Source organism: Massilia sp. X63, assembly GCF_041023745.1.
Lineage (GTDB): Bacteria > Pseudomonadota > Gammaproteobacteria > Burkholderiales > Burkholderiaceae_D > Telluria.
In genome coordinates this window covers 1-5,243 of record NZ_JBFTEF010000033.1, presented here as the reverse complement: position 1 = coordinate 5,243, position 5,243 = coordinate 1, and the positions used below count along the sequence as shown (strand labels likewise).

Annotated in this window: 3 protein-coding genes; 2 read left to right on the top strand and 1 reads right to left on the bottom strand. The window is 64.8% G+C overall.

Translation table 11 applies throughout. The features are described 5' to 3' along the window. Positions 1–250: 250 nt before the first annotated feature. Positions 251–712 carry a MarR family winged helix-turn-helix transcriptional regulator gene (locus tag AB3347_RS25760; protein ID WP_369094507.1) on the bottom strand — a complete coding sequence of 154 codons (462 nt, stop codon included), beginning with the start codon at positions 710–712 and terminating at the stop codon, positions 251–253. A 194-nt stretch (positions 713–906) separates the two neighbouring features. On the opposite strand from AB3347_RS25760, the gene AB3347_RS25755 reads away from it, so the two are divergent. Both AB3347_RS25755 and AB3347_RS25750 read left to right on the top strand, forming a co-directional pair. Continuing rightward, complete coding sequence (locus AB3347_RS25755) at positions 907–2,550, top strand: DUF418 domain-containing protein (protein WP_369094506.1); 1,644 nt, start codon at positions 907–909, stop codon at positions 2,548–2,550. A gap of 47 nt (positions 2,551–2,597) precedes the next feature. Further along, positions 2,598–4,916, top strand: coding sequence for a penicillin acylase family protein (locus AB3347_RS25750; RefSeq protein ID WP_369094508.1), 2,319 nt, complete (start codon positions 2,598–2,600; stop codon positions 4,914–4,916). The last annotated feature ends 327 nt before the right edge of the window (positions 4,917–5,243 follow it).

Below are 5,243 nucleotides of genomic sequence, written 5' to 3'. Positions count from 1 at the left end.
AGGACCGTGAAACGACTTTGCGCCGATGATAGTGCTGCAACCAGTGTGAAAGTAGGTTATCGTCAGGCTAGTTATATGAAAAACCCCACCAGGTGATCCTGGTGGGGTTTTTTGCTTTGTACAAAGCCCAGCCCGCCGCCCGGATGCGCACTGCGCATCCTTGGCCTGAGCGGGATTTTTTGCGTCTGTACGCATAAAAAAACGGAGCCGAAGCTCCGCGCGTACCTCATTAGTGGCCCGGAATGCGCGCTTATAAGCCCGCGCTGTCGTTCAGCTTCTTGCGCAATGCGACCAACTGATCGCGCAAGCCCGTGATCTCGTCCACCGAGCACTTGGTCGCACCGAGGATCTCCGGCAGTAGCGCCGCCGCATCCTGGCGCAGCGCCTGACCTTGCTCGGTCAGGCTGACGATGACTTGCCGCTCGTCGTGACGGGCACGCTCCCGCGCTACCAGTCCCTGCGCTTCCATGCGCTTGAGCAGCGGCGTCAGGGTGGCGGAATCCAGGAAAAGACGCTCGCCGATATCGGACACCGTCAGCTGATCCTGCTCCCACAACACCATCATCACGAGATACTGCGGATACGTCAGCCCAAGCTTGGGTAGCAGGCCGCGATAGATGCGCATCATGGCCAGCGAAGTCGAGTACAGCGCGAAGCAGAGCTGGTCATTCAGCGCCGGCGCCGAAGCGGGAGGGGGGGCAGTCGGTTTCATCGTCCCAATATAGATCGCGTACTAGCTAATTGCAAGCGATGCGGCCGCCGAGTCGGTCGGCAGCGCGCATGCGCTGGGCATATTGGTGTCCGCAAATGCAGTTCATCGGCCCATTCCGGCATTTCGTCGCACAGCGAAACAGCCCGTCAAGCTTCCGGACTACGATCCAGAATCACAACCAGAAGGGGAGTGTCATGGATAGACCACCAGTCAGGACCGCGCTGAAGCCGGTCGCCAGCGATGAACGCATCCAGGCGCTCGACGTCGTACGGGGATTCGCCCTCATCGGCATCCTCATGATGAATGTCGAGTTCTTCAACCGCGCCACCGCGCAGTTGGGCTCCGGGATGCAGCCGGGCCTGAGCGGCGCCAATTTCTGGGTCAGCTACTTCGTCCAGTACTTCGTGGTCGGCAAATTCTGGACCATCTTCTCGCTCCTGTTCGGCATGGGCTTTGCCGTCATGCTGACCCGTGCCGAGCGCGCCGGGCGCAGCTTCCTGGTCCCCTACATGCGCCGCATCGCCGCGCTGGCGGTATTCGGCGCGCTGCACCACATCTTCCTGTTCTCCGGCGACATCCTGTTCAGCTACGCCGTCGCCGCGACCGCCTTGCTGATCGTCCTGTATGGCCGGGCCAAATGGATCCTGCTCGCGATGCTCATGTGCGCCGGCTGCGGCTTCATCCCGGGCATGGATTGGTTGTTCGGCATCGCCGGAGGACTGGCCTTCTTCGGCTTCGTCGCCTGGTGGCTGCGTGGCGAGCAGCGTATTTCCTATTTCGGCAAGCCCCTGGCCAGCGCCTTTGTACTGATGCTGGCCGGGACGATCGCCGTCATCGCCGGCGCCGTGTGCTGGGCCCTGCCCGACATGCCGCCGCCAGCCCGCTTCGGCCTGCCGATGCTCGGCGCTGCGCTGATCGTCCTCGGCCTCCTGACGCGGCGCTACCATGCGGACCGGGCCGCCCGTCCATGGCGGATCGGCGTCGGCATCTACTGCTTCTCCTTCCTCATGATGACCGGTGCGGGCGCCTCGATGTACTACTTCCCCGAGAAGCCGCCCGTGGTCGCGACCAAGGCTCAGGCCGAAAAGCAGAAGAAGCAAAGCGCCGATCGCGCGAAAAACCTGAAGGAGCGCCAGGAGCGCATCGCAAAGGAAACCGCGGTGCTCAGCAAGGGAAGCTACGGCGAAGCGGTGGCATTGCGCGCCAAAGGTTTCGCCGAGCAGGCGGCCGGCGAAGTCGGCTTCGCCACCATCCTGATCGGCATGTTCCTGATCGGTACCTGGTTCGTCCGCTCCGGCGTCATGGAAAGTGTACAGGCCAACCTGCCGCTGTTCCGCAAGCTGGCCATGTTCGGTCTCCCGCTCGGCATCGGGATGGGCGTGCTCGGTTCGACGATCGCCATGCATGCGGTGCCGGGTTCGCGCGGCGCCGACGGCTTCCAGTTCGCCTCGGGCCTGCAGATGCTCGGCAACCTGCCGGCCTCGCTCGGCTATGTCAGCCTGGTGATCCTGATGCTGTACAGCGCTTCACCGCTGAACAAGGTGAGCGTGCTGGCACCGTTCGGTCGCATGGCCCTGACCAACTACCTGATGCAGTCGCTGGTCGCGTCCACCTTCTTCTTCGGCTACGGCTTCGGGAACTGGGGCGTCTCGCGCGTCGACCAGATGCTGTTCGTCGCGCTGCTCGCTGCGTTCCAGATCGTGTTCAGCCATGTGTGGCTGTCGCGCTTCCGCTATGGGCCGATGGAATGGCTCTGGCGCGCGGTGACCTATTGGCAGATTCCGCCGCTGCGCATCCGGGAGCCGGCGACCATGCCCGCCGCGGCGACGGCCGCGTGAGGGCGGCGTTCCGGATCGGCGCGGCGCTGCTGGCCGGCGCCGCGCTGATGCCGGCAGCAGCTGCGGACCAGCCGGTAAAGGTGGCCGGCCTCGGCAAGCCGGCGCGCATCCTGGTCGACCAGTGGGGCGTCCCGCACATCTACGCTGCCAGCCAGGATGACGCCTTCTTCGTCCAGGGCTTCAATGCCGCGCGTGACCGCCTGTTCCAGATCGACCTGTGGCGCCGCCGCGGGCTGGGCCAACTGGCCTCGGTATTCGGCCCTTCCTACCTGGAACAGGACCGCGCCGCGCGCCTGTTCCTGTACCGCGGCAGCATGGCCCGGGAATGGGCAGCCTACGGCAAGGACGCGCAACGCACCAGTGCGCGCTTCGTTGCCGGCATCAACGCCTATATCGACACCATCGCCCTCAAGCCGGAGCTGCTGCCCTTCGAATTCCGCCGGCTCGGCTACCAGCCGGCCAAGTGGAAGCCCGAGGATGTGGTGCGCATCCGCAGCCATGGGCTGACACGCAACCTGACCCAGGAGTTTGCGCGCGCGCGGGTGGTCTGCCGCGCCGGACTGGCGGCCGATGCGGTGCGCGCGCAACTGTCCCCAAGCTGGACGCCGCGCGTGCCGGAAGGGCTCGACCCCTGCCTGCCCGACGATGCGCTCGACATCTTCACGCTCGCCACCGAGAACGTGCGCTTCGACCGCCAGGCGGTGCTGGCATCGCGCGCAGCGCCGAACGAGGAAACCCTCGAGGGCAGCAATAACTGGGTGGTCGCGCCTTCGCGCACGACGACCGGCCGCCCGATCCTGGCCAACGATCCCCACCGCGCCTATGGGGCGCCTTCGCTGCGCTACATCGTGCACCTCAGCGCGCCCGGCCTGGACGTGATCGGGGCAGGGGAGCCGGCATTGCCGGGCGTATCGATCGGCCATAACGGCAAGGTCGCCTTCGGACTCACCATCTTCAGCATCGACCAGGAAGACCTGTACGTCTACGAGACCAATCCGGCGAATCCGAACCAGTACCGCTACCAGGGCCGCTGGGAAGACTTCCGCGTGCTGCGGGAAACGGTCGAGGTACGCGGCCGGCCCGCGAAGACGGTCGCGCTGCGCTTTACCCGCCATGGCCCGGTCATCCACCAGGATGCCGGCAAGCGGCGCGCGCTCGCGGTCCGCACCGCATGGACCGCGCCCGGCATGGCGCCGTACTTCGGCAGCATCGACTACATGAAGGCGCAGGACTTCACGCAATTCCGCCGCGCGATGGCGCGCTGGGGCGCGCCGACCGAAAACCAGGTATATGCCGACACTTCGGGCAACATCGGCTGGGTGACCGGCGGCCTGGCCCCGGTGCGCCCGAACTGGGACGGACTGATGCCGGTGCCGGGCGATGGCCGCTACGAGTGGAAGGGCTTCCTCGACGGCGCCAGGCTGCCCTATGTGCTCAACCCGAAGCAGGGCTGGTTCGCCTCGGCCAACGAGATGAACCTGCCGGCCGGCTTTCCGTACCGGGAGCACAAGCTCGGCTTCGAATGGCCGGACAACGCGCGGGCACGGCGCATCGCGCAGGTACTGTCGGCGACGCCGAAGGCGAGCATGGAAGACATGCAGCGCCTGCAGAACGATGTGGTGTCGCTCAACGCGCGCCGCCTGGTAGCCCTGCTCAAGCCGCTGTCTTCGCCGGATCCGGACACCCAGGCCGCACTGCGTCTGCTGTCCGGATGGGATGGCGAGGAGGGCGCGGCTTCCGCGGCGGCTGCACTGTACGAGGTATGGTGGTCGCGTCACCTCGGCAATGCGCTCAAGGCCGCGGTGCTGGCGCCGGCCGCAGCGGAGGCGATCGACGCCCCGCACGCGAGCGTCCTGCTCGAATCGCTCGAGCAGCCGGCGCAGCGCTTCGGTACGGATGCGGTCCGCAAGCGCAACGAGGTCCTGCTGGCCAGCCTCGGCCGGGCTTGGGCCGACATGGCGACGCTGCAGGGGCCGGATCCGTCGCGCTGGCAATGGGGCAAACTGCACTTCAGCTACTTCGTACACCCGATGGCGGCGATCCTGGACCGGGCCGACCATGCACAAGTGAACGTCGGGCCGCTGCCGCGCGGAGGCGGCCCTTATACGGTGAACGTGTCGAGCTATCACCCGAACAGCTTCTGGCAGGTGCACGGGCCATCGTTCCGGATGGTGCTTGATGTGGGCAACTGGGACAATTCACGCGCCATCAATACGCCGGGGCAGTCGGGCGATCCATCCAGTCCGCACTACCGCGACCTGGCTGCCAGCTGGTCGGAAGGGAAGTACTTCCCGCTGCTGTACTCGCGGCCGGCGGTGGAAAAGGCGGCGCGGCAGCGCATCGAACTTGTTCCTGCGTCCCGTTGACGAAGGGCTTGCAAGTGGCCGCAGGCTTTGCTATAGTTCGCGTCCGCTTCGGTTCGAGCAAAAACGTTAACGTAATCAAGTGCTTACGATAACAAGCTCGACAGAGAAATCTGAAACGAAGCGAACGAGGGGTTGACGAGAAACGCGAAACACTGCATAATCTCACTTCTCTGCTGCTGACGAACACAACGCTTCGTAATCAGGCAGCAAGGTAGTACAGAACAAGAGTTCTTTAACAATCAACAGTCGATAAGTGTGGGCGTTTGATGAAGGTGCCGGCTGGCTTAGGTCAGCTGCATACTTAAATTATCAAATGTTCACAAGAAA

What these genes read in the sequence shown, in the direction of transcription:
- AB3347_RS25760 (WP_369094507.1), bottom strand. Translation starts at nt 712, where the DNA reads ATGAAACCGACTGCCCCCCCTCCCGCTTCGGCGCCGGCGCTGAATGAC.
- AB3347_RS25755 (WP_369094506.1), top strand. Translation starts at nt 907, where the DNA reads ATGGATAGACCACCAGTCAGGACCGCGCTGAAGCCGGTCGCCAGCGAT.
- AB3347_RS25750 (WP_369094508.1), top strand. Translation starts at nt 2,598, where the DNA reads ATGCCGGCAGCAGCTGCGGACCAGCCGGTAAAGGTGGCCGGCCTCGGC.